Source organism: Xanthobacter wiegelii (genome assembly GCF_043193855.2).
GTDB classification, from domain to species: Bacteria; Pseudomonadota; Alphaproteobacteria; order Rhizobiales; family Xanthobacteraceae; genus Xanthobacter; species Xanthobacter flavus_A.
The window spans coordinates 5077206-5099103 of record NZ_CM195529.1; the positions used below are offsets into that span (position 1 = coordinate 5077206).

A 21898-nucleotide genomic window follows, 5' to 3' on the forward strand; every position below is an offset into this window, starting at 1 on the left:
GCCACCTCCCCTCAGCGCACGGTGACGCGCGCCAGCTCAGCCCCGTCGTCGGACATGACGTGGGTGGAGCAGGCGAGGCACGGGTCGAAGGAGTGGAGGGTCCGCAGGATCTCCACCGGCTCCTCGGGGCGCTGCATGGGCGTGTTCATGAGGGAGGCCTCGAATGCGCCGATATTGCCCTTGGGATCGCGCGGCCCGCCGTTCCAGGTGGTGGGCACGACGCACTGGTAGTTCTCGATCCGCCCATCCTTGATCTTGATCCAGTGGCCGAGGCCGCCGCGCGGCGCCGCCACGGTGCCGACGCCCTTGGCTTCCTTCGGCCAGGTGGCGGGGTCCCACTTCTCCATGTTGGCGGTGGAGGTGTCGCCGGCCTTGATGTTGGCGATGAGGTGGTCGAAATCGTCCAGCATCATCTTGGCGCAGTAATGCGCCTCCAGCGCACGGGCGAGGGTGCGGCCGATGGTGGTGGGCAGCGCCTGCTTGGCCGTGAGGTTGGTGCCGGCGAGGGTGTTGAAGGTGCCGAGCGCCTCGTCCACCTGCCCCTTCACGTAATCGACGCCCTGGGCATAGGCGAGGATGTAGCGGGCGAGCGGGCCCACCTCCACCGCATTGCCCTTCCAGCGCGGCGCCTTGATCCAGGAATACTTGGCGTTCTCGTCGATCTCCTGGATGTCGGTGCGGGTGCCCTTGGCATTGGGGCCGAGCTTGTACTGCGGGTCGGTCACGCCGTCCCACGGGTGCAGGCCCTTGTCGTTGTTGCCCTCGCCGTAGGTGTACCAGGAGTGCGCGACGAATTCCTGCACCTGCGCCGGGTCGCGCGGGTCGATAGGGTGGACCTCGTTCCAGTTGCCGTTGAGGATGACGCCGCCGGGCAGACGGTCGGTCTTCTTCTGGCCCTGGATGGCTTCATAGTCGCCATAGTCCATGACGTTCTGGCCGGAGAGGCCGCCGCCATAGAGCCAGCCCTTGTAGAAGGAGGCGATGGCGATCACGTCAGGCACATAGACGTTCTGCGAGAATTCGAAGGCCTCCTGAAGCTTCAGCTTCACGAAGTTCAGCCGCTCCATGTTGAGCGGGGCGCCGGCGGCCATGTCGCCGTTCATGTTGATGGCGCAGGGCACGCCGCCCACCAGATAGTTCGGATGCGGGTTCTTGCCGCCGAAGATGGTGTGGACCTTCACGATCTCGCGCTGGAAGTCGAGGGCTTCCAGATAGTGCGTCACCGCCAAGAGGTCCGCCTCGGGGGGCAGCAGATAGGCCGGGTTGTCCCAATAGCCGTTCTTGAAGATGCCGAGCTGTCCACTCTCCACGAACTTCTTCAGCCGGTTCTGCACGTCGCGGAAATAGCCCGGCGAGGACTTGGAATGGGACGAGATGGACTGCTGCAGCACCGAAGTCGCCTTCGGGTCCGCCTTGAGCGCATTCACCGGGTTCACCCAGTCCAGCGCGTGCAAATGGTAGAAGTGGACGACGTGGTCGTGCCACTGCAGCACCTTGGCCATGATCTCGCGGATCAGGAAGGCGTTGTTGGGGATCTTGATCTGGAGCGCATCCTCCACCGCGCGCACCGAGGTCAGCGCGTGGCAGCCGGTGCACACGCCGCAGATGCGTTCCACGAAGGCCCAGGCGTCGCGCGGGTCGCGGCCCTTGAGGATCACTTCCAGCCCGCGCCACATGGTGCCGGTGGAGACCGCGTTGCGGATGATGTTGTTGGAATCCACATTCACTTCGCAGCGCATGTGGCCTTCGATGCGGGTGACCGGATCGACGACGATGCGCTTGCCGGAGGTGTCGAGGGAAAAGCCGTTCGGCGTCTGGATGGTCACTTCTCGCCTCCCTCGGTCTTGGTCGCGCCGTCGGTATTCTTGTGCTGGGCGCGCTTCAGCGCGCTGACCGCCGCATGGACCGCGACGCCCGCGCCCACCGCGCCGGCGGCGACGAGGCCCACCTGGTCGGCATTGGCCTCAATGCCGAAGCCGGAGCCCTTGAGGTCGGCGAGGCGCGCATACCACGAGCCCTTGTCCCAGAAGCCGTCTTCCGAGCAGCCGATGCAGCCGTGGCCGGCCTGGATGGGGAAGGACACGCCGTCGTTCCAGCGCACGGTGGAGCAGGCGTTGTAGGTGGTGGGGCCCTTGCAGCCCACCTTGTAGAGGCAATAGCCCTTGCGCGCGCCCTCGTCGTCGAAGCTCTCCACATACTGGCCGGCGTCGAAATGCGGCCGGCGATAGCATTTGTCGTGGATGCGCTGGGAATAGAACATCAGCGGCCGGCCCTGGCGGTCGAGGGCGGGGAGCTGGTCGAAGGTGAGCATGTAGGTGATGACGCCGGTCATCACCTCGGCGATGGGCGGGCAACCCGGCACCTTGATTATGGGCTTGTCGAAGATCACCTCGTGCACGGGCGTCGCGCGGGTGGGGTTGGGGCGCGCGGCCTGCACGCAGCCATAGGAGGCGCAGGAGCCCCAGGAGATGATGGCCTTCGCGTCCTTCGCCACCTTCTTCAATTGGTCCACGAAGGGCTTGCCGCCGATGATGCAATACATGCCATCCTCGTTCAGCGGCGGGTTGCCCTCCACCGCGAGGATGTAGTTGCCCTTGTACTTGGTCATCACCTCGTCGAGGATCGCTTCCGCCTGATGGCCGGCGGAGGCCATGAGGGTGTCGTCATAGTCGAGCGAGATCATCGACAGCACCACATCCTTCACCAGAGGATGCGCCGAGCGGATGAAGCTCTCCGAGCAACAGGTGCATTCCAGCCCATGCAGCCACAGCACCGGGGTGCGCGGCTTGGTCTCCATGGCCATGGCGATCTGCGGCGCGAACTCCGGCCCGAGGCCGAGCGCCGCCGCCGTGAGCGAGCAGTATTTCAGGAACGAACGGCGGGTGATGCCCTGCCGCCGCATGACCTCATAGAACGTCTCGAGGGCCATAAAGGCGTCCCCCCTTGGCTGACTTGTCCTCCCCTCCGGCGTCGAGGCCGGGGGATTGGAACCGTTTCAGCAAGGCGTGTGCCAGAGGGGGAGAGTGAGGGGTTTCAGGGAGTTGGGTGTGGTGGCGGGGTGGAGGGGGTGGATGGGGGGTGAGCGGTTTGAGGGGTGGGGTGGAAAGGGGGTTATCGCATGGCGGTAAACGACGTTGCTATCGCACGCTTTTGGGCGTGACGACCCAAGCGGTATTTTTGTGGACCTTGCGTTCGTAGACATACTCGGCAATATCAAAGAATGGGAGGATGTTGCTGACAAGCGGAATAAATCCTAGAGCTACCCTAATTCCAAAAAATATGGGATGCTCCTTCAGGGACCTGTATTGCCTAAGATTTTTAATATCCCTGTTTGCTCGACGAAGTTCGCTTCGGATTCGCGCCTCCACATTATCCGTAGACGTCAGTCTTTCTGACCATTCACTAAGTATGTTTTTGAATGAAATCATAACAGAACTGTTTTTTAATTCAACCGCCTCCTCAAGTGTTCGCGGAAGCGGAAAGAATTCCACCAGATCAGACAAGTTCACCCTAATAACCGTTGTTATTTCTTCGGGAGATATTCGTCTAATATTTTCAATATTACGAGTTGGAGTATATATAAATGCTCTTTCAACATCGTATAATTGGCTAATGAATGCGTTTTCATAAGTATTCGCGTATGATTCCTGTAGGTATCTGAAGTAATATTCAAATCTTCTGGATTTTGATAAGATCGAAAACCATTTTCTGTGCTCTAAATTTATTCCAGATTCCTTTAAAACAAGATCGTCTATTAGGTGGTTATATCCGCCATATCTGAACCACTGATCGAATAGGGGGGCGATCCAATGCCTGTTCGACTTGAAGAAGTTCACTATTACGCGGTGAGGAACATTTGAGTCTTCGAACAGGTTGGTTTTTCGAAAAAGTATCTCGCAATCGAACACGCTTTTTGCGTGTTCTAGGGTTTGCTCAATACCTTCTCTTAGAATATATTTTGCCTCATACGATGAATATTTCGTCATCATATCAAATTCATTCTGTGTGATATTTGGTATTGAATTAGATGTAATAATATTTCTATCATCAAAAAAACTTCTTACCCGATCTCCATTAAGGCCAAAGCGCAGAAATGTGTTACGAATCTCATCTGGCCGACTAACAATCGAATCTACATTGAGTCTGTCGTTCATATTCGAAATGCAAAATCGGTTTGTTGGTGTAATTAGGTGATCGTATAGGCAAAATAGATCTAAAACGCCATCTTCAATGGCGTCTTTCTTCTGTATTTTAGTGCCTACGAACTCCGAGAATAATAAATCGGTATTGGTCAGAACGCCTTCGCGGAGGGCGCGATTCTCAAGCGCGATGGTATGGGGATCAGACAGAAGGATGGTTTCGAAGGACATGCCTGATCTCCGTGGACAAATCGCTCGGTTTAGATGGGGAGGGGGCGATCCCTTGCAACCCATCGCTGCAATTTCTCCTCCCTCCTTGCATCCCACCCCTCCCCCTGCCATATAGCGCGTGGGAGGTTGGCGGTGGACGAGCCACTCGCCAACCGGGTCAGGTCCGGAAGGAAGCAGCCCCAACGAGCCCGGTCTCGGGTCTTCGTCCAGCCTCCCACCCCATTCAGCATTGAACTGACCGGCGCGCGGCCTAATCGGCCGTCGCGCCTGTGGGCGTTTCGGGCGCCTGAGTCGATGAGGCGGCGCGCGCGACTAAGCCCGCGCGGCGCTTGAGCGAAAGCAACGCAAAAACCCATCCTCCGGCTGAGGCCGGAGGATGGGGCAGCAGGGCGGGGAAGGGTCAGGCGAGGCTGAGCTTCACGTCGATATTGTTGCGGGTGGCGTTGGAATAGGGGCACACCTGATGCGCCTTGGCGATGAGCGCCTCGCCGGCCTCGCGGTCCACGCCCGGCAGGGACACCGTCAGCGCGATCTCCAGGCCGAAGCCGCCTTCCGAGCGCGGGCCGATGCCCACGGTGGCGGTGACGGTCGCATCCGCCGGCACCTTGGCGGTACCGCCCTGCGAGGCCACGAACTTCATGGCGCCGAGGAAGCAGGCCGCATAGCCGGTGGCGAACAGCTGCTCGGGGTTCACACCCTCGCCGCCGGGTCCGCCCAGCTCCTTCGGGGTGACGAGCTTCACGTCGAGATTGCCATCCAGCGTGCCGGAGCGGCCATCGCGGCCACCGGTGGCGCGGGCGGAGGTGGAGTAGAGGACGTTGACGGGCATGGTGGGCTCCTGTGGGTTGGTAATTTCGTGAACGATTAAATCGTGTACGATCTAAATAGCCAAGACCATCGCGCCCGTCAAGCGGTTGCGATCCTGTCGTGCGCGATTTATCTGGAAGGGAGCCTCCGAGGCCCGCCATGTCCGAGAAAACACCAGAGTCCACGCCCGCCCCCCCTGCCCTGATGCCAGTGGAGGACATGGTGTGCTTCGCCTTCTATGCCGCCAGCCACGCCTTCACGCGGGTCTACAAGCCGCTCTTGGACGACCTCGGCCTCACCTATCCGCAATATCTCGCGCTGGTGAGCCTGTGGACCGAGGACGACCGCACCGTCGGCAGCCTCGGCGCCGCGCTGGGGCTGGAATCGAGCACCCTCACCCCGCTCCTGAAGCGGCTGGAGGCCCTCGGCCACCTCACCCGCAGCCGCGATCCCGCCGACGAGCGGGTGGTGCGGGTAAAGCTCACCCCGCAGGGCCGCGCCTTGCAGGAGAAAGCCCGCCACATCCCCGGCTGCATCCTCGCCGCCACCGGACTCGAGCTTGCCGACGTGATGCGCCTCCAGCGCGAGGTCACAGCCCTGCGCGCGGCGCTGGAGAAGGCCGCACAGGGCTGAGCGGCGGCTTCATCCCCGCGCTTGTATACGGTACACCGGATGCGGAAACGCCAGAACAACCGGGAGGCCGCCATGCTCGATCCCCATCTCGCCGGCCACATCACCTTCGCCCCCGCCGCGCAGGACCGCGCGCACGACCTGCCACCGCTGCCCCCCGGCCATCACAACCTCGGCCTCTCGGCGGAGCGGGATGCCCTGCTGGTGGTGCCGGAGGGGCTGGAGCCGGGCGTCCCGGTGCCGCTCATGGTGCTGTTCCACGGCGGCGGCGGCAGCGCGCAGAAGATCCTGCCCATGATGGAGCAGCACGCCCTCACCCACCGCTTCCTGCTGCTGGTGCCGCAGTCCGTCTTCCCCACCTGGGACATCGTGATCGCCGGCAACGGGCCGGACCGCGAGCGGCTGGAGACGGCGCTCGCGCTGGTCGCCCGGCATTTCGAGATCGACCGCACCCGCATCTGCTTCGCCGGCCATTCGGACGGCGGCAGCTACACCCTCTCGCTGGGGCTCACCAACGGCCATTTCGTCACCCACCTCATCGTCTCCTCGGCGGGGTTCATGTCCGTCCAGCGCCAGAGCGGAGCGCCGCGCGTGTTCATCTCCCACGGGGTGAACGACGAGCAGATCCCGGTGCAGCGCTCCGGCCGCGCGCACACGGCTCTGCTGAAGGAGGCGGGCTATGACGTGACCTACATGGAATACAACGGCCCCCACGCCTGGCAGCCGCCGGTGGTGGGCCTCGCGGTGTCCTTCTTCCTGGAGCCCGCCGCCGCGCCTGCCGCGCCGTGAGCCGGCTTTGATCCACCCGCTGGACAAGCCCCCTACGAAGTGATGAGGTCGCCTCCAAACTAAACAAGAACGGCTGGTTCCGGACTTGGGGAGGCCGGACGGGGGACATGCTACAGGCGTCGGTCGTCATCTTCGTGGCTCTGGCCTATATCGGCCTTCTGTTCGCCATCGCGAGCTATGGCGACCGGCTGCGCCCGGGCGCGGGCCGCGGCACCGCGCGGCCGATGATCTATTCCCTGTCGCTGGCGGTCTACTGCACCTCCTGGACCTTCTTCGGCTCGGTGGGCCTCGCCACCACCCAGGGCTTCGACTTCCTCACCATCTATCTCGGCCCCATCATCCTGATGACGGTGGGCGCGCCGCTGTTCCTGCGCGTGGTGCGGCTCGCCAAGGCCAACAACATCACCTCCATCGCCGACTTCATCGCCGCCCGCTACGGCAAGAACCAGGGCATCGCGGCGCTGGTGGCCATCGTCGCCATCATCGCCGCCATCCCCTACATCTCGCTGCAGCTGAAGGCGGTGTCGGCCTCGCTGGTGGCGCTGCTCGGCCATTTCGCGGGCGACCACGGGCGCGGCACGCTGGTGGGCGACCTCGCGCTGTTCGTGGCCTGCGCCATGGCCGCCTTCGCCATTCTGTTCGGCACCCGCCACACCGACGCCACCGAGCACCAGAACGGCCTCATGCTGGCCATCGCCACGGAATCGCTGGTGAAGCTCGCGGCCTTCCTGGGCGTCGGCCTGCTCGTCACCTTCGTCATCTTCGACGGGCCGTTCGCGCTCTGGTACGCGGCGCGGGAGGCGAGCGCGGTGGCGCCCTTCGAGCGCGGGCTGTCGCTGGAAAACTGGCTCACCATGACCATCCTGTCCGGCGGCGCCTTCATGCTGCTGCCGCGCCAGTTCCATGTGGCGGTGGTGGAGAACAAGGGCGAGAGCGAGATCCGCCGCGCCCGCTGGCTGTTCCCGCTCTATCTCGTGCTCATCAACCTGTTCGTGGTGCCCCTGGCGCTGGCGGGCATGACGCTGTTTCCGCTCAACATGGTGGACAGCGACGTCTATGTGCTCGCCGTGCCGCTCGCCGCCGGCTTCGACAGCCTCGCGCTGCTGGCCTTCGTCGGCGGCCTCTCGGCGGCCACCGCCATGGTCATCGTGGAGTGCGTCGCCATCGCCATCATGGTCTCCAACGACCTGGTGATGCCGCTGCTGCTGCGCCGCCGCGCCGCGCGGTCCGCCCACCTGCCCGAGGGCGAGCCGCGCGAGGACATGACCGGCCTGCTGCTGATGGTGCGGCGGGTGTCCATCTTCGTCATCGTCCTCCTCGCCTATCTCTATTACCGCACCACCGGCGAGGTGCAGCTGGCGCAGATCGGCCTGCTCTCCTTCGCCGCCATCGCGCAGGTGGGCCCGGCCTTCGCCGCCGGGCTGCTGTGGCAGCGCGCCACCGCCAAGGGCGCCATCGCCGGCATCGTGGTGGGCGGGGCCACCTGGGCCTACACGCTGATGGTGCCGAGCCTCGCCGAGGCCGGGCTGATCTCCGCCGGCGTGCTGAACGACGGCCCGTTCGGCATCGGCCTCCTGCGCCCCACCGCGCTGCTCGGCCTCTCCGCCGGGCCGCTCGCCCATGGCGTCGCCTGGAGCCTCGGGCTCAACACGCTGGCGCTGGTCGTCGTCTCCTTCCTCACCCGCCCCTCGCAGATCGAGCGCACGCAGGCGCGGCTGTTCGCGGGCACGGGCGACCGGCCGCCGGCGCGTCCCGCTTTCCTGCGCTGGCGCTCCTCGGTCTCCCTTGGCGAGCTGATGGCGACGGTGGAGCGCTATCTGGGCACCGAGCGCGCCCGCGCCGCCTTCGACAGCTACGCCCGCCAGCACGGCTTCAAGCTCGACACCCACCGCGAGGCGGACGCGGGCATGGTCCGCCATGCCGAGCATCTGCTGGCCTCGGCGGTGGGCGCGGCCTCGTCCCGTCTCGTGCTCTCGCTGCTGCTGCGCAAGCGGGCGGTCTCCACCAAGGCGGCCCTGAAGCTGCTGGACGACGCCTCCGCCGCCATCCAGTACAATCGCGAGCTGCTGCAAAGCGCCATCGACCATGTGCGCCAAGGCATCGCCGTGTTCGACCGCGACCTGCGCCTCGTATGCTGGAACCGGCAGTTCGGCCAGATGCTGGACCTGCCGGGAGAATGCTACGCGGTGGGCGTGCCGCTCACCGACATCCTCGCCGCCGCCCCCGCCGACGACGAGGGCGAGGACAGCGACGACATCGCCACCCGCGTCACCCGCCGCGTCACCCGCTACGTGAGCCCCGACCCCGACTTCTCCGAGCGCCTGCACCAGCGTGGCGCCGTCATCGAGGCCCGCTCCGACCCCATGCCCGACGGCGGCATCGCCGTGACCTTCACCGACATCACCGCGAGCGTGGAGGCCGCGCTCGCGCTGGAGCGGGCGAACGAGACGCTGGAAAATCGCGTGCGCGAGCGCACCGAGGAGCTGGAGCGGCTCAACGGCGCGCTGGAGATCGCCAAGGCCGAGGCGGACGAGGCCAACCTCTCCAAGACGCGCTTCCTCGCCGCCGCCAGCCACGACATTCTCCAGCCGCTCAACGCCGCCCGCCTCTACGCCACCAGCATGGTGGAGCGGGCCAAGGGATCGGAAGAGGAGCGCCTCGCCGGCAATATCGACGCCTCGCTGGAATCGGTGGAGGAGATCCTCGGGGCCCTGCTCGACATCTCCCGCCTGGACAGCGGCGTCATGCGCCCGGAATTTTCCGCCTTCCGCATCGCCGACGTGCTGAAGCCGCTGGAGATGGAATTCGCGCCGCTGGCGCGGGAGAAGAACCTCGAACTCACCTTCCTGCCCTGCTCGCTCGCCGTGCGCTCCGACCGCCGGCTGCTGCGCCGCCTGTTGCAGAACCTCGTCTCCAACGCGGTGAAATACACCCAGCGCGGCCGCATCCTCGTCGGCTGCCGGCGGGTGGGCGGCAAGGTGCGGGTGGAGGTGTACGACACCGGCGTCGGCATTCCCCGCTCCAAGCACAAGCTGGTGTTCCAGGAATTCCAGCGCCTCGACCAGGGGGCGAAGGCGGCGCGCGGCCTCGGGCTCGGCCTCTCTATCGTCGAGCGGATCGCGCGCGTGCTGGAGCATCCGGTGGCGCTGCGCTCGACCCACGGCAAGGGCTCGGCCTTCACCGTGGAGCTGCCGGTGGCCGTCTCCATGCCGGAGGAGCGCGAGGCGGTGCCCAGCCCTGCCCGCCGGGGGGCGCAGCTCGACGGCCTCACCATCCTCGCCATCGACAACGAGCCGGCGATCCTCGACGGCATGCAGATGCTGCTCACAGGCTGGGGCTGCGACGTCATCACCGCCGCCAGCGCCCAGGGCGCCCTGGAAGCCATCCGCCACCGCCGCAAGAAGCCCGACGTCGCCCTCGTGGACTACCATCTGGATGGCGGACACGGCATCGAGGCGATCATGTCGCTGAGGTGGAAACTGGGGAAAATACCCGCCGTCCTCATCACCGCCGACCGCTCCAAGAAGGTGCGCGACGCGGCCCGTGCGGCGGACATGGAAATCCTCAACAAGCCTCTGAAACCCGCCGCGCTCCGGGCCATCCTCGCTCATTGGCGCATCGCCCGCGCCGCCGCCGAATAGTCTTTCGCCGGCTTTCCGCGCGTCCTTTCCGCCACAGGGCGCGCGCTTCGCGATTAAGCCCCCGTTCATCCCCATGAACGCCCAATAAACGCCGCCTTCAGCCAGCGTTATGGGGACGTGCCATAGAAGCACGCCTCCGCGGCATGGAAGTGTTACCAGATCGTTAATATTTGTAACACTTCCACGCTTAACTCGACGCGCGAATACTTTTGGAGCGTGGCTATGACGATCACGATCAACGTTCCCGTCTTCCCGCTGCGGAAAGAGATCGACGCCCGCAAGCGCCGTCTCCGTTTTCCCCTGAGCTTCTCCTCGCGTGGCTGCAAGGCCGCCGATGAGGCCCCGGCCAATTCCCGCTACACCGAGGCTGGACTCGAATTCGACGTGACCGGCATCGCCCGGCACCCGCGCGGCCCCAAGGGCAACTGACGCTCCAGCCCGGCCCCACAGGGCCGGCGCGGCTGCGACGCCGGCTTTATGGCGCCGTGCGGCATCATCCGATAAGGTCGCGCCCGAACGGCAACAGCGTGCGGCCAGAAACAAGATGACGGACTTCAATTCCGCCCCGGCAACAGGCGACGAGACCCGCAGCACCTCGGCCGATACCCATTTCGGCTATCGCACGGTGCCCCTCGCCGAGAAGCAGGCGCTGGTGGACGATGTGTTCCACAAGGTGGCGCGGCGCTACGACATCATGAACGACCTGATGTCCGGCGGCCTGCACCGGGCGTGGAAGGATGCGCTGGTGTCCAAGGTGCGCCCGCCGCAGGGCGCGCGGGCCTTCCACCTGCTGGATCTGGCCGGCGGCACGGGCGACGTCTCGTTCCGCGTGGTCGAGGCCGGCGGGCCGGGCACGGATGCCGTGGTCGCCGACATCAACACCGACATGCTGGCGGTGGGCCGCGAGCGCGCGCAGAAGCGGGGCCTTTCGGATCGCGTCGCCTTCGAGGAGGCGAACGCCGAGGCCCTGCCCTTCCCGGACATGAGCTTCGATGCCGTGACCATCGCCTTCGGCATCCGCAACGTGCCGCGCATCGACCTTGCCCTCAAGGAGATGCGCCGCGTGCTGAAGCCGGGCGGGCGCGCCTTCGTGCTGGAATTCTCCAAGGTGGACGTGCCGCTGCTGGACAAGGTCTATGACGCCTTCTCCTTCCGCGTGATCCCTCAGATCGGCAAGCGCGTGGCGGGGGATGCGGAGCCCTACCAGTATCTGGTGGAATCCATCCGCCGCTTCCCTCCGGCGGAGGCGTTCGCGGGCATGATGCGGGAGGCCGGGTTCGCCCGCGTCAGCTTCACCCGCATGACCGGGGGCGTGGTGGCCCTCCATTCGGGCTTCCGCATCTGATGGCGGTGCCCTGCGGCCGGAGGCTTCGGCCATGATCTTCCTTCTCGTCGCCGATGCCTGGCGTCTCGCCCGCGCCGGCTACGTGCTCGCCCGCGAGGGCGTGCTCTCGCTCGTCTCGCCCGCCGCCGCGCCGCCGCTGGCGCGCCCGCTCCTCGACATCGCCCGGCTGATCGCCCGCAAGGATGCCGGCGACCGGCGCCAGCGCTTCTCCGCCGCGCTGTCGCGGCTCGGCCCGTCCTATGTGAAGCTCGGCCAGTTCCTCGCCACCCGGCCGGACGTGGTGGGCGCCTCGGTGGCGCGCGACCTCGAGGTGTTGCAGGACCGCATGCCGCCGTTCGGGCAGGCCATAGCGGAGGCGACCGTCGCCGACACGTTCGAGCGGCCGGTGAAGGACATCTTCGCGGAGTTCGGCCCCGCCGTGGCCGCCGCCTCCATCGCCGAGGTCCACAAGGGCGAGGTGATCGAGCCGGACGGCCAGCGCCGCGTGGTGGCGGTGAAGATCCTGCGGCCCGGCGTCAACCGCCGCTTCGCCTCCGACATGGGGACCTTCCGGCGCATCGCCGCCTTCGCCGAGCACAATTTCGCCGAGGCCCGCCGCCTGCGGCTGGAGACGGTGGTGGATACGCTGGCCCGCTCCGTCTCCATGGAGATGGACCTGCGCCTCGAGGCCGCCGCCTATGCGGAGCTGGCCGAGAACACGCAGGACGATCCGGAAGTCCATGTCCCCCGCGTGGACTGGGACCGCTCCGGCCGCGAGGTGCTGACCACCGAGTGGATCGACGGCATCAAGCTCTCCGACAAGGACGCCATCATCGCCGCCGGGCATGATCCGAAGGAGATCGCCCGCATCGTCATGCAGACCTTCCTCAGGCAGGCCATGCGCGACGGCTTCTTCCATGCCGACATGCATCCGGGAAACCTGTTCGTGGATGCGCAGGGCCGCCTCGTGGTGGTGGATTGCGGCATCATGGGCCGCCTCGGCGTTAAGGAGCGGCGTTTCCTCGCGGAAATCCTCTACGGCTTCATCACCCGCAACTGGCGGCGCACGGCGGAAGTGCATTTCGAGGCGGGCTACGTGCCCTTCCACCACTCGGTGGACGATTTCGCTCTCGCCATCCGCGCCATCGGCGAGCCGATCCACTCGCGCACCGCCGACCAGATCTCCATGGCCCGCCTGCTGGCGCTGCTGCTGGAAGTCACCGCCCTGTTCGACATGCAGACCCGGCCCGAACTCCTCCTCCTCCAGAAGACCATGGTGGTGGTGGAAGGCGTCGCCCGCTCGCTGGACCCGCAGCTCGACATGTGGCGCACCGCCAAGCCCGTGGTGGAAGACTGGATCGCCGGCAATCTCGGCCCCGTGGGCCAGTTGAAGCGGGCCGGAACGGGCCTCGGCGAGATGGGCCATTTCGCCGCGACCCTGCCCGGCCTCCTCACCCGCACCGCCCGCGTGGTGGAGCAGCTGGACGAGGCGACCCGCGACGGCCTGCGCCTCTCCCCCTCCTCCCTGGAGGGCATCGGCCGCGCCGAGGCCAAGCGCGCCTTCTGGGGCAATCTGGCCCTGTGGGTGATCGCCGCGGCGCTGCTGGGCATCTGGCTGGGCTGACGAAGATTTCGTCAGCCTGCCGCACCGGCATGTGAATTCCTGCGTCACGTGTCGTTTTTTCCGGAAGTCTCGGAAAGCGCGATTTCTTTCCGGAGACGGCGCAGCCTCTGCGCCGTCTTGCGAACAACTCGCATACTTTTCACGTATTGCTTTGTCCTTCTCGTAAAACTAAGTCAGGCCCCAAGATGGTTCCGGCTGAGACCAAGCATCCCGCTCGGGACTGCTTGCGCAAGGTCAGGAGCCCGGACCGGCGCGCCGAGCCATCGGCAGGCCAATCGCCGCCGGCCTCAACCTGCCGGCCGGCGTGCTCTCCCAGCTCGGTGCGTCGGTGGCGGACCAGAATGCCGCCATGCTCGGCCAGCTCCTCGCCAAGCACGGCATCTCCATGGTGGACGGCGCCGGCACGTCGGCCGTGCCGCTCTACCTCAAGGAAGTGAACGGCGTCGTCTTCTCCGGCATGCCGCCCTACGGCCTGTGGACCCGCCCGGCCCCGGCCGGCGTGATCCCGCCCTATCGCACCGATGCCGGCTGCTTCCTGCTGGCCGAGCAGTTCGGCTGCAAGGCGATGATCTATGTGAAGGACGAGAACGGCCTCTACACCGCCAATCCGAAGACCGACACGTCCGCCAGCTTCATCCCGAATATCTCGGTGGACGATATGCTCTCGCGGGGCCTTGCCGACTCCATCCTCGAATTCCCCATGCTCGATCTTCTGAAGAAGGCGCGGCACGTGCGCGAGGTGCAGGTGGTGAACGGGCTCGTGCCTGGCAACCTCACCCGCGCCCTCGCCGGCGAGCACGTCGGCACCATCATCACCGCGCGCTGAGAGGACCGACCATGACCGAAGCGTCCAGCATCATCGAGGACGTGGACGGCGTCTTCACCGCCGATCCCAACGGCGCCGACGGGTCTAAGGCGGAACTGATCGCCGAGACGACCCACGCCGAGCTCGCCGCGGCCAACGGCCCGGCCACCCTGCCCTTCGACCGCGCGCTGGTGGAGGTGATGGGCACCGCCCGGCACATCGAGCGGGTGCAGGTGGTGAACGGCCTCGTCCCCGGCCGCCTCACGGCGGCCCTGCGCGGCGAGCATGTGGGCACGCTCATCCACACGGCCGCCCGGCAGGCCTGATCGCAGCCCCCTTTGAGGCGGTCCCGACCGACAGAAAACCGCGCAGCTCCGGCCGCGCGGTTTTTCTTTGCCTGCGCCGTTCGACGGTCCGCCTCAATCTTAGGCGAACCTAAATCTTGGGCATCTCCACACTGCCCCGGCCCTTGCACGGCGGGGAGCGCGTTCGTACCGTCGGGATACAAGAGACGGTCCGGCACCGACTCCCGCCAGACGGGCAGGCTCCAGACGGGCGAGGCTTCATGAAGTGGAACAAGGGCAACACGCCCATCATGCCGCGCATCGTGCCCGGCACGACAATCCGCATCCTGCCGCCCTGGCAGAAGACCGGGCAGAAGCGCGCCAACCCGCTGCGCGGGCCATCCCTCCGCGTGATCGAGGCGGAGCGAACAGAGGCCGAACCCGTTGCGCAGGAGAAAAAGCCATGAAGGCGGACACGACGCGCGCTGATGCCGATCGCGCGTCCACCGACTTCGCCGGCTACGCCTTTACTTCCGTGGACGCCGCGCCACCGCGCCCCGGCCTCTTCATCCTCACCCGCGCCATCGCCGGGCGGCCGTTACCGCTTTATGTGGGCGAGGGGGAGGATATAGCCGCCGCCCTCGCCGCCTTCCGCGCGGCCAACCCCAGGGAAGCGGGGGTGGCGGACGGCCTCTTCGTGCTCGACCGCCCCATGGCGCGGGTACGCCAGCATACGCTGCGCGATATCGTTTCGAGCTTCGACCCGCCGCTGAACGTCGCGCACCGCAAGGCCCCCGCCGCGCCGGAACTCGCGGCCCTGGTGGAAGACCGCGGCGCCGGGCTGGGCGGACTCAACGAGCAGCCGGGCACGGCGCTCTCCGTCACTGAGGACGACCTCAAGCGGCTGGTGGAAAGCTTCTACGGCCGTGCCGCCGCCGATCCGCTGCTCGGCCCGGTCTTCGCCCGCGCCATCCCGGACTGGGAGGGGCATTACCAGATCGTGCAGAACTTCTGGTCGCGCACATTGCTCGGCACGGCGCGCTATTCGGGCATGCCGTTCGCCGCGCACATCCCGCTCCAGCTGAAGCCGGAGCATTTCACCCGCTGGGTGACGCTATTCGGGGAGACGGCGGTGGAGGTGCTGGAGCCCGTGGCGGCGGCGCGGGCCATCGCCAAGGTGGAGCACATGAGCACCTGCTTCCAGGCCGGGCTGTTTCCGCCCGACCTTGGCGCGGGCCAGGCCAACGGGCCGCACGCGGGATAGGCTCAGCCCTGGGCGAAACGGCGGAACTGCTTCACCACCTCGATATAGACGTCGCGCTTGAAGGGGATGATGAGGTCGACCACCGCGTCGATATTCTCCCAGCGCCACTCCATGAACTCCGGCTTGTGCTGGCCGCCGCCGGGGCGAAGGATATCGATCTCGCCATCCGCGCCGGTGAAGCGCAGGGCGTACCATTTCTGCGTCTGGCCCCGGTAGCGCCCCTTCCAGGCCTCGCCGGCGACGCGGCCGGGCAAATCGTAGGACAGCCACTCCTCCACTTCGCCGAGCTTGGTCACCGAGCGGATGGAGGTCTCCTCATAAAGCTCGCGCAAGGCGGCCGCGTAAGGGTCCTCGCCCTTGTCGATGCCGCCCTGGGGCATCTGCCAGGAATGGGTGGCGTCCACATGCTCCGGCCCGCCGAGGCGCCGGCCGATGAACACCTTGCCGGCGGCGTTGAACACGCACAGGCCCACGCACGGGCGGTAGGGCAAATCCGGGTGCTTCTCGTGCTTCTTCGACATGGCGGCGGCCCTGGTGAAATGACGTATCCCCTGATGACGCGCCCCGCCCCGCCGCGCAAGGTGCGGCGGGCAGCGGGACGCTCAAGGACGTAGCGTCAATGGGCGGCGCGGTGGCGCGCAGTTTCCTTTAATGGGCCGCGCGATGGCGCGGCAGGGCTGTGGAGCCCCAGGCGCGGATGGAGGCCCAGGTGCGCCGCTCCAGCTGGAACTGGTCCACCGGCACCGAGGCGCGCAGCGCCTTCACGCGGCACAGGCCGACGCCCGACCACTGGAAGCCGCACTTCTCCAGCACCCGGCGCGAGGCCGGATTGACCACGCGGGCGGAGCCGAGGAGGAGCGAGACATCGGTCTCGGAGAAGGCGTAGTCGATGACCGCGCGGACGGCCTCGGTGGCAATGCCCCGGCCCCAGAACTGCTCGCCGATCCAGTAGCCGATCTCGGGCGCGGGCTCGGGCGGGCGGCGGCCGTAGCTGACCATGCCGGCGAAGGCCGGATGGCCCTCGCCCTTGAGGAAGACGGCGAAGGTGGCGCCATCGGGCACGGCGGCCAGCGTCTCGACGAAGGCGTGGGCGTCGGACGGCTTGTACGGGAACGGCAGGTTCGCGGTCATCTCCGCGATCCGGCGGTTGTTGGCGAGCTCCGCGACGGCAGCAACGTCCTCGATATGCGGCGCGCGGAGCACGAGCCGCTCGGTTTCGAGGACGGGGATACAGCTCTCCGCGAGCGGCGCTCCGGACGGCGTTTCGCACAAGGTCATGGCAGGCTCCTCAAGGGCACAGACGAAGAAAAACCGGGGAGAGGGTTGTCCCGTCTCCCCGGTTCGTGTCTGAGCGTTGAGAGGCCTGCTCAGGCGCCCACCGGATCGACGAGACCGGCGGGATCCTGCATTTATCAGGTCTCGCCGTTTATTCGGCCGCCTCGGCGGCGGCAGGAACGACCGATACGTAGGTGCGGTCGTTGGCTTTGGTGCTGAAGGACACTTTGCCTTCGATGAGCGCGAAGAGGGTATGGTCCTTGCCCATGCCCACGTTCGTGCCGGGATGCCATTTGGTGCCGCGCTGGCGCACGATGATGTTGCCGGCGATGACGTCCTGGCCGCCGAAGCGCTTCACGCCAAGACGGCGACCGTCGGAATCGCGACCGTTACGGGACGAGCCGCCTGCCTTTTTATGAGCCATTGTTGCTCTCCTCGTTCTCGATCAGGCGCCGACGCCGGCGGCGTCAGCCTTGACGCTCTCGCCCAGGCCGGAAATCTCGGTGATGCGCACGACGGTGAGGTCGGCGCGGAAGCCGCGCTTGCGGCGGGAATTCTGCCGGCGGCGCTTCTTGAAGGCGATCACCTTGTCGCCGCGGGTGTGCTCGACGATCTCGCCGGTCACGACCGCGCCATCCACGTGGGGCGCGCCGATGGCGACGGAAGAGCCGCCCAGCATCAGCACCGGGAAGGTGAAGATCGCGCCGACCTCGGCGTCGAGGTGGTCGATGGTGATCTTGTCGGCGGCGGCAACGCGATACTGCTTGCCGTTTGCCTTGATGACCGCGAACATTCTTGTCTCGCTTTCGTGTTCAGCCACGCCTCATGGACGGGCTTCTTCGGTCGGTTTTTCGGGATGCAGGCCCGTTGGCCCGCGCGAAGGTGGTCCGATATACGCCACGCCCCGAAAAGTCAACGCCGCTGGCCTTTATTGAGCTGCACAACCACCACGCCGAGCGCGGGCGGCCCACGCGTTCGCAGGCTCAGACGGGAGTTGCGGCGGCCCGCTTCAGGGCATCGGCGTCCACCGGCAGCAGAACGGCCTCCGCCCGGTTCAGCACGTCGGCGAGGCGCGCGCGGGCGGCGGCGGCCAGGCCGGGGTCGTCGATCTGGGCCAGCGAGCGGAGGGCGGCCACGAGCCTCAGCCCCACCTCCACCTGCCCGGCCCCATCGCGGGCAATGGGCCGGAAGGCGTCCTCCAGCATGTCGTCCATGGACAGCGCGGCGATGGTCACGTTGGCCGCGGCATTCTGGACGGGCAGGTTGCGGTCCGCACGCCAGCCCCAGAGAAGGCGGGTGAGGGTGCCGCTCACGTCGATCGCAGTGCCGGGGTCGTTGACGCCGGGCGACAGGGCCTTCGACGCGATCTCCGCCAGCACCACCATTCCGAACCGCGGATCCTGCTCGAAGCTGCGCACGTCACCGATGGTGACCGCCTGCCGCAGGGCATCTGCCAGCGCATCGTCGGGCGGCGCATCGAAGATGGCCAGCGGACGGACCGGATCGACGAAGGCGCCCGGCCGCACGGCCAGGTGGCACCTGACGCCCTCGGGCAGAGCCGCCGAAAGCTGCCCCACATCCATGTGCTGCACGTATCCGATGGCGGAGGCAAAGACCGGATAGCCGGCCGGCGGAGGCCCATCGCGGACGGTCGCGCCAAGTCCGGGCCGGCGCGCGAAATCCTTCAGCGCCGCTGCGGTGGCCTGCTCGGTCCGGTCGATGATCTCGCCCATGCGCCCAAGGCGCGACACCCGGTCGATCCAGCGCAGGAGCGTTCCCACGACGACGGCGATGAGGACCACCGTCGCGGCGAAGAGCAGCAGCCGGCCGGCATCCGAATAGACACCGCCCACGCCGCCCACCAGCGCCACGATGGAAAACAGGAAGGCGCCCACGAAAACGCTGAGCGTGCGCTGGAGCGCCGCGTCCTCGATGAGGAGCGAGGTCGCGCGCGGCGTCGCAGCCTGCGCCGCCGCCGCGAGGACCGAGACGATGGCCGACAGGCTGAACGTGACCACCGCCAGCATGCTGGACGCCATCACGGTGAGCACGGGCGCAAGACTGTCCGAGGCGAAGGTGAGGTAATCGGGCAGGGCATAGCCCGATGGCAGGGCAGCCGCCACAAGGACCACCGCGACGGCGGCAAGGCTGTAGGCCGAGGGCCAGAACCACAACCGATGGGCAAGGCGCTTGAGCTGGAACCGCACGCGCTCGCTCAGGATCGGGGGAATCATGCTGGCTCCGGGCTGAGGGCGTCACGCGGGTCCGGCCGTGCCGACGGCACGTCGCCCCGCTCCACTCGGGACGGGAAGCTTGGCTGAAGGCGTCCGGTTGCACGCGGCCGATCACGAGGCCGTGATGGCTCCGGTCAGCTCGCCTGGCTGCGCAGCGCCATCTTTTCGCGGCGGCGCTGGACCGAGGACGGGATGTTCATGCCCTCCCGGTACTTGGCAACGGTGCGGCGGGCGATGTCGATGCCCTCGTCCTTCAGCTTCTGCACCAGCGTGTCGTCGGAGAGCACGTCCTCCGGCGCCTCGGCCTCGATCAGAATCTTGATGCGGTGGCGCACCGATTCCGCCGAATGCGCCTCGCCGCCGCCCGAGGCGGAGATGGCGGAGGAGAAGAAGAATTTCATCTCCACCACGCCGCGCGGGGTCGAGATGTATTTGTTGGAGGTCACGCGCGAGACGGTGGATTCGTGCATGCCGATGGCATCCGCCACCGTGCGCAGGTTCAACGGCCGCAGGTAGCGCACGCCGTGCAGCAGGAAGGCGTCCTGCTGGCGCACGATCTCGCTCGCCACCTTCAGGATGGTGCGGGCGCGCTGGTCCAGCGAGCGGGTGAGCCAGCTCGCGCTCTGCAGGCAGTCGGCGAGGAAGCTCTTCTCTTCCTGCGACTTGGCGTGCTTGACCACGGTGGCGTGGTAGCTCTGGTTCACCAGCACCCGCGGCAGGGTCTCGGAATTCAGTTCCACGATCCAGGTGCCGTCGGCGCCGGGGCGCACATAGACATCCGGCACCAGTGGATGGACGACGCCCGAGCCGAACGCCAGCCCCGGCTTGGGATCGAGCCGGCGGATCTCGCCGATCATGTCCGCGAGGTCCTCGTTGTCCACGCCGCAGATGCGCTTCAGCGCGTTGCGGTCGTGGCGGGCGAGGAGTTCGAGATTGGCGACCAGCGCCTGCATGGCGGGGTCGAAGCGGTCGCGGTCGCGCAGCTGGATGGCGAGGCATTCGGCGAGGTTGCGGGCGCCGACGCCGGAGGGCTCGAAGGTCTGGATGAGCTTCAGCACCGCTTCCACCTCGGCGCGCGGCACGCCGAACTGCCCGGCGAGGAGGTCGAGGTCGCCGGTGAAATATCCGGTCTCGTCGATGAGCCCGATGACGTTGATGCCGATCAGCTTGCGGGCGGGGTCGTTCACCGCGACGGAGAGCTGCGCTTCCAGATGGTCGGCCAGCGTGGTCTCGGCGGTGAGGAAGGCTTCCGGATTGTAATCGTCGCCCCGCTCGCCGCCGCCGCTCCACTCGCCCATGGAGGGGCTGGAGGCGGTGGAGCCGCCGCCGGAGACGCCACGGTCGGCGGGGGCGTCATCGGGGAAGACGTTGCCGAGGTCGGTGTCGAGGCGGGTCTCCATGGCGGCCCGGCTCTGCTCGTTGTCCTGGCCGGTCCAGTCGCTGGCGGGGGGCGGCTCGCCGTCGAGGCCGCCGCGGGCCATCTCCTCGCCGCGGGTCTCCCGCACCTCCGGCTGCGGATCGGACCCGCTCGTTTCGCCCTCGGTGATGCGCTCCAGCAGCGGATTGCGCTCCAGCTCGGCCTCGACGTAAGCCACCAGCTCCATGTTGGAGAGCTGCAGCAGCTTGATGGCCTGCATCAGCTGCGGCGTCATCACCAGAGACTGGCTCTGCCGGAACTCCAGCTTGGGGCTCATCGCCATGAGGCGGCCCCCGCGATCTCGATGGCGGGCGCGATGCTCACAGGCGGAACTCCTCGCCCAGATAGAGCCGCCGCACGTCGGGGCTGGAGACGATGGCTTCCGGATCGCCCTCCATCAGCACCGCGCCGGAATGGATGATGTAGGCGCGGTCGATGAGGCCGAGCGTCTCGCGCACATTGTGGTCGGTGATGAGCACCCCGATGCCGCGCGAGGTGAGGTGGCGCACCAGCGCCTGGATGTCGCCCACCGCGATGGGGTCGATGCCGGCGAAGGGCTCGTCCAGCAGCATGAAGGCCGGCTTGGTGGCGAGGGCGCGGGCGATCTCGAGGCGCCGCCGCTCGCCGCCCGACAAGGCGATGGAGGGCGACTTGCGCACGTGGGTGATCTTGAACTCTTCGAGCAGCGCCTCGGTCTCCTCGCGGCGGCGTGCCCGGCTGGGCTCGGTCACCTGGAGGACGCCCATGATGTTGTCCTCCACCGACAGGCCCCGGAAAATAGAGGCTTCCTGCGGGAGGTAGCCGACGCCGAGGCGGGCGCGGCGGTACATGGGCAAAGGCGTGATGTCGTGGCCGTCCAGCTCGATGCGGCCGGCGTCGGCCTTCACGAGGCCCGTCACCATGTAGAAGCAGGTGGTCTTGCCGGCGCCGTTGGGGCCGAGCAGTCCCACGGCCTCGCCCCGGCGGACGTTCATGCTCACGTCCTTCACCACCTTGCGCCCGCCATAGGACTTGGCGAGGCCGAAGGCGGCCAGCGCCCCGGTGGAATTGAAGGGCAGCGCGTCCCCCCCGTCGCCGGGATAGGATGCGGGATAGTCCTCGTCCCCGTCGCCATAGGCGCCAAAGGCGGGGTCCGGCGGCATGTAGGCCCGGTGGCGGTCGTCCGGCTCGGCGCGATCGTCATGGCCGGCGCCGGCGCGCGGATCATCTTCCCAGGCGGGGGCATTTCCGGCGTCGGCATTCCGGGCGCGAGAGCCCCGGGTGTCGGCCTCGAAAGCGGCATCGTCCAGATCGCGCGGCTCAAATCCGCGTGCGTCCCGATCGTCGCGGGCGCGACCGGAGCCGGACTTTCCGCCCGGCTTCGCATCCCCCGATTTCGACTTGCCGAACATGGACAGGACGTTCAACGCGACCTCCGGAAACCCGGCCCCCAGA

General features: G+C 66.9%; 19 protein-coding genes, 1 other RNA gene and 2 pseudogenes. 11 read left to right on the forward strand and 11 right to left on the reverse strand.

From position 1 onward, the window contains the following. Window positions 1–11: 11 nt before the first annotated feature. The 3 genes from V5F63_RS23735 to V5F63_RS23745 form a co-directional block, all read right to left on the reverse strand. Window positions 12–1826, reverse strand: a complete 1815-nt coding sequence (locus tag V5F63_RS23735; protein WP_394102940.1) for a nickel-dependent hydrogenase large subunit — start codon at window positions 1824–1826, stop codon at window positions 12–14. Further along, entirely contained in the window at window positions 1823–2929 is a 1107-nt protein-coding gene (locus V5F63_RS23740; protein ID WP_209486466.1) for a hydrogenase small subunit, read from the reverse strand. Before V5F63_RS23740 ends, V5F63_RS23735 begins: the two co-directional genes overlap by 4 nt. Window positions 2930–3137: 208 nt before the next feature. Beyond that, window positions 3138–4370, reverse strand: coding sequence for a hypothetical protein (locus V5F63_RS23745; RefSeq protein WP_394102939.1), 1233 nt, complete (start codon window positions 4368–4370; stop codon window positions 3138–3140). A 120-nt stretch (window positions 4371–4490) separates the two neighbouring features. Between V5F63_RS23745 and ffs the strand changes: the two genes are divergently transcribed. Next, an RNA gene (ffs, locus tag V5F63_RS23750) (signal recognition particle sRNA small type) lies at window positions 4491–4589 on the forward strand. A gap of 181 nt (window positions 4590–4770) precedes the next feature. On the opposite strand, the gene V5F63_RS23755 is transcribed toward ffs, so the two are convergent. Further along, window positions 4771–5199: an organic hydroperoxide resistance protein gene (locus V5F63_RS23755; RefSeq protein WP_209486470.1), complete on the reverse strand. Its 429-nt coding sequence runs from the start codon at window positions 5197–5199 to the stop codon at window positions 4771–4773. Window positions 5200–5381: 182 nt separating this feature from the next. Between V5F63_RS23755 and V5F63_RS23760 the strand changes: the two genes are divergently transcribed. From V5F63_RS23760 to V5F63_RS23805, 10 genes and pseudogenes are all read left to right on the forward strand, one after another. Further along, window positions 5382–5810: a MarR family winged helix-turn-helix transcriptional regulator gene (locus V5F63_RS23760; RefSeq protein ID WP_394102959.1), complete on the forward strand. Its 429-nt coding sequence runs from the start codon at window positions 5382–5384 to the stop codon at window positions 5808–5810. 72 nt (window positions 5811–5882) lie between these two features. Beyond that, entirely contained in the window at window positions 5883–6596 is a 714-nt protein-coding gene (locus V5F63_RS23765) for an alpha/beta hydrolase (protein ID WP_394102938.1), read from the forward strand. Window positions 6597–6703: 107 nt separating this feature from the next. Continuing rightward, window positions 6704–10237 carry a PAS domain-containing hybrid sensor histidine kinase/response regulator gene (locus tag V5F63_RS23770; protein ID WP_394102937.1) on the forward strand — a complete coding sequence of 1178 codons (3534 nt, stop codon included), beginning with the start codon at window positions 6704–6706 and terminating at the stop codon, window positions 10235–10237. Between the two features lie 222 nt (window positions 10238–10459). Then, window positions 10460–10666 carry a hypothetical protein gene (locus V5F63_RS23775; RefSeq protein ID WP_169124894.1) on the forward strand — a complete coding sequence of 69 codons (207 nt, stop codon included), beginning with the start codon at window positions 10460–10462 and terminating at the stop codon, window positions 10664–10666. 115 nt (window positions 10667–10781) lie between these two features. Further along, complete coding sequence (ubiE, locus tag V5F63_RS23780) at window positions 10782–11582, forward strand: bifunctional demethylmenaquinone methyltransferase/2-methoxy-6-polyprenyl-1,4-benzoquinol methylase UbiE (RefSeq protein WP_394102936.1); 801 nt, start codon at window positions 10782–10784, stop codon at window positions 11580–11582. A 31-nt stretch (window positions 11583–11613) separates the two neighbouring features. Next, window positions 11614–13185: a 2-polyprenylphenol 6-hydroxylase gene (gene ubiB, locus V5F63_RS23785; RefSeq protein ID WP_394030098.1), complete on the forward strand. Its 1572-nt coding sequence runs from the start codon at window positions 11614–11616 to the stop codon at window positions 13183–13185. 274 nt (window positions 13186–13459) lie between these two features. Then, window positions 13460–14011: pseudogene (locus tag V5F63_RS23790) on the forward strand (amino acid kinase family protein); the annotation flags it as partial. A gap of 26 nt (window positions 14012–14037) precedes the next feature. After that, window positions 14038–14316, forward strand: a pseudogene (locus V5F63_RS23795) (molybdenum storage protein subunit alpha); the annotation flags it as partial. Window positions 14317–14555: 239 nt separating this feature from the next. After that, the gene (locus V5F63_RS23800; RefSeq protein WP_394102935.1) at window positions 14556–14741 is read left to right on the forward strand and encodes a hypothetical protein; all 186 of its coding nucleotides are present in this window, start codon (window positions 14556–14558) and stop codon (window positions 14739–14741) included. Beyond that, window positions 14738–15538, forward strand: coding sequence for a group III truncated hemoglobin (locus V5F63_RS23805; protein WP_394102934.1), 801 nt, complete (start codon window positions 14738–14740; stop codon window positions 15536–15538). Before V5F63_RS23800 ends, V5F63_RS23805 begins: the two co-directional genes overlap by 4 nt. A 2-nt stretch (window positions 15539–15540) precedes the next feature. Here the strand turns inward: V5F63_RS23805 and V5F63_RS23810 are convergent, their stop codons facing one another. The 7 genes from V5F63_RS23810 to lptB form a co-directional block, all read right to left on the reverse strand. After that, window positions 15541–16059, reverse strand: a complete 519-nt coding sequence (locus V5F63_RS23810) for an RNA pyrophosphohydrolase (RefSeq protein WP_394030102.1) — start codon at window positions 16057–16059, stop codon at window positions 15541–15543. Window positions 16060–16186: 127 nt separating this feature from the next. Then, window positions 16187–16816: a GNAT family N-acetyltransferase gene (locus V5F63_RS23815; RefSeq protein WP_209486485.1), complete on the reverse strand. Its 630-nt coding sequence runs from the start codon at window positions 16814–16816 to the stop codon at window positions 16187–16189. A gap of 148 nt (window positions 16817–16964) precedes the next feature. Then, the gene (gene rpmA, locus V5F63_RS23820) at window positions 16965–17237 is read right to left on the reverse strand and encodes a 50S ribosomal protein L27 (protein WP_168457227.1); all 273 of its coding nucleotides are present in this window, start codon (window positions 17235–17237) and stop codon (window positions 16965–16967) included. Between the two features lie 21 nt (window positions 17238–17258). Next, window positions 17259–17606: a 50S ribosomal protein L21 gene (gene rplU, locus V5F63_RS23825; protein ID WP_209486487.1), complete on the reverse strand. Its 348-nt coding sequence runs from the start codon at window positions 17604–17606 to the stop codon at window positions 17259–17261. Window positions 17607–17796: 190 nt separating this feature from the next. Further along, window positions 17797–19047, reverse strand: a complete 1251-nt coding sequence (locus V5F63_RS23830; RefSeq protein WP_209486489.1) for a DUF2254 domain-containing protein — start codon at window positions 19045–19047, stop codon at window positions 17797–17799. 134 nt (window positions 19048–19181) lie between these two features. Continuing rightward, on the reverse strand, window positions 19182–20747 hold the full coding sequence (rpoN, locus tag V5F63_RS23835; protein WP_394102933.1) for an RNA polymerase factor sigma-54: 1566 nt from the start codon (window positions 20745–20747) through the stop codon (window positions 19182–19184). A gap of 37 nt (window positions 20748–20784) precedes the next feature. After that, the gene (lptB, locus tag V5F63_RS23840) at window positions 20785–21606 is read right to left on the reverse strand and encodes an LPS export ABC transporter ATP-binding protein (protein ID WP_445329497.1); all 822 of its coding nucleotides are present in this window, start codon (window positions 21604–21606) and stop codon (window positions 20785–20787) included. Window positions 21607–21898: the final 292 nt, after the last annotated feature.